General features: G+C 76.0%; 2 protein-coding genes. Both read left to right on the forward strand.

What is annotated here, in order from left to right; all coding sequences use genetic code 11:
- Nucleotides 1–165: 165 nt before the first annotated feature.
- On the forward strand, nt 166–1,188 hold the full coding sequence (locus HV826_RS36210; RefSeq protein WP_176421555.1) for a hypothetical protein: 1,023 nt from the start codon (nt 166–168) through the stop codon (nt 1,186–1,188).
- A 14-nt stretch (nt 1,189–1,202) separates the two neighbouring features.
- Nucleotides 1,203–2,443: DUF1565 domain-containing protein (locus HV826_RS37785; RefSeq protein WP_255217598.1), on the forward strand; the 1,241-nt coding region annotated here is incomplete at its 3' end.

The following is a 2,443-nucleotide window of genomic DNA, read 5'->3' on the forward strand; positions in this document are numbered from 1 at the left end:
GCCCCCCGCCGTCCCGCCCCGCGCCGGAGTCCGATGAAGACGACGACGGCACCCAGGGCTCGAATGGCGGCTCCGAGAAGACGCAGATTCGCCCGGCGCCGTCGGAGCGGCCCCGGCGCTGAAGCCACGCCCCGGCCCCGGCGCGTCGGAAACGACCCCGGGCCGGTGGGGCGGCCTCCCACCACACGCGCTCCGCCCTTGCGGGTTTCACCTGAAGCACGAGCGGTGATTCCCGACCTTGCGAGGAGGTCCGGTCGGGGGGAAAGTGTTCGGGTGTGGATCTCCCTCCTCGCCGCGCTCACCCTGGCCACCCAGGCGCCCGCCGCGGCTCCTCCCCCGCCGCCCCTGTCCGTCCTGGTCGCGCCGCCTGACGCGGCGGGAGCTCCCTCCCACGTCGTCGAGTTCGCCCAGGAGCACGTGGCCGAGCAGCTCCGGGCCCGTGGGCTGGTGGTGGTCCGTATCGAGGACATCACCCGCAAGCTGTCCGCGTCCAAGCGCCGCCCGCTGCTGCGCTGCAACCGCACGGCGGCGGCGTGCATCCGTTCACTGGGCGCCGCGGGGAAGACGGAGCTCGTCCTGGTGACGGAGCTGGGCCAGCTGCTCAGCGGCTACCGCACGGGCGCGCGCGTCTACACCGCCAATGACGGCGCGCTCGTCACCGAGCACCTCATCCCCGGCGTGAGCGAGGACCAGTTGCTGGACTCGCTCACCCAATCGCTCGACGCGGTGTTGCCCGTGGCGCAGACGGCCCTGCGCGGCCCGCCGCCAGCGCCGCCCCAAGCCGAGCCGCCCCCATTGCCCGTGGCAGTGGTGGAGGCGAAGCCGCTGGCCCCGGAGCTGGAGCCGGAGCCCCTCCGCCCGCTGCGCCGCTGGGCGTGGCTGCCCGCCGTGGGCGGCGCGGCGCTGGCCGGCGTGGGCACCGTCTTCTACCTGCAGGCGGGTGACAGGTATTCGCGGCTCGACAAGGACGGCACGCCAGATGCTCCGCTGGACGACGCGGATGGCCTCGCGTCGTCGGGCCGCCGGGCGCAGACGCTGAGCCGGGTGGCCTTTGGACTGGGCGCCGCGGGGCTCGTGGCGGGCGCGGTGATGTTCCTGCTGCCCGGTGAGCTGCCCGCGAAGGTGCAGCCCTCCGCCGCCGTGGTCCCCGGTGGGGGCATGGTGGGCCTGTCCGGGACGTTGCCTTGAATTCGAGGAGAGTCATGCGGAAGACCAGGATGCTCGGCGCCACGGGCACCGCGCTCGTGGCGGCGCTCGGCGCGGGCGCTTGCTACGACTTCGACGGCGCGCGGCAGCGCTGCAGCGACGAGGGACGCTGTGAGCCCAACGTCGCCGCCTGCACCCCCGTCCCCGGCGAGGACCTTCCCGACGACGCCTTCGCCGACACCGACTGTGACGGCGTGGACGGCCAGGCGGACGCGGGGCTCTTCATCGACCCCATGGATGGGGATGACGACGCGGGCACGGGCACCCGGCAGGCGCCGCTGCGCACCGTGGGCCGCGCGCTGGCGATGCTGCGCGAGCTGGACGGCGGCCCGCGCCACCTCTTCCTCGCGGGCGGCGCCTATGACGAGGCGGGCCTGGTGCTGGACGTCCCCGTCTCGTTGCACGGCGGCTATGCCGGACGCAGTAGCGGTTGGCGCCGCGCCGCGACCCACGTGGCCATGTTCGACGCCGGCACGCTGGGGTTGACGGTGCAGGGCCTCCAGGACGCGGGCGTGCTGATGGAGTACGTGCAGGTCAGCGCCGCCACCGCGACCGGCCCCGGTGAGCCCTCCATCGCCGTGCGCATGGTGGACTCCTCCGGGGTGCGCCTGCGCCACGTCACCCTGGCCGCGGGCGCGGGTGGCCAGGGCGCCCCTGGAGCGGCGGGGGACGCGGGCCTGGGGGGCCCGGACGGAGGCGAAGGGCAGAGCGGCGGCGTCGGCAACTCCGATACGGGCCAGGGCGGGACACCTGCCTCCATCACCTGCCCGGATGACACCCAGCCCACGGGCGGCTGGGGGGTGATTGGCAGCAGCGGCGGAAATCCTGGACGGGATGGCGGCACGGGCGGGCCCGACGAGACGGGCGGCGCGGGCGGCGCGGGCGGTGATGCGCCGGACGCCGCGTGCTCCGGGCGTGAGTGCGTCTGCAACCCAGCCCCGGGCGGACCGGGCCAGGGCGGCGCGGAAGGCGGCTCCGGCGCACCGGGTGGCGGCGGCGCGGGCCTGGGGGTGCTGCTCGACGGGACCTGGGCCGCCGAACAGCAAGGCGAGCCCGGCGGCGGCGGCACGGCGGGCTTCGGCGGCGGCGGCGGCGGGTCTGGCGGAAGCTGCAATATCGACAACGTGAGCGTCGCGGGCGGCGGCGGCAGTGGCGCGGGCGGCGCGGGCGGCTGCGGCGGTGGCGGCGGCGGCGGCGGCGGTGGCGGCGGCGCGTCCATCTCCCTGCTGCTCATCGG

It is taken from the genome of Myxococcus sp. AM010, assembly GCF_013372585.1.
In the GTDB taxonomy this organism is placed as follows: domain Bacteria; phylum Myxococcota; class Myxococcia; order Myxococcales; family Myxococcaceae; genus Myxococcus; species Myxococcus vastator.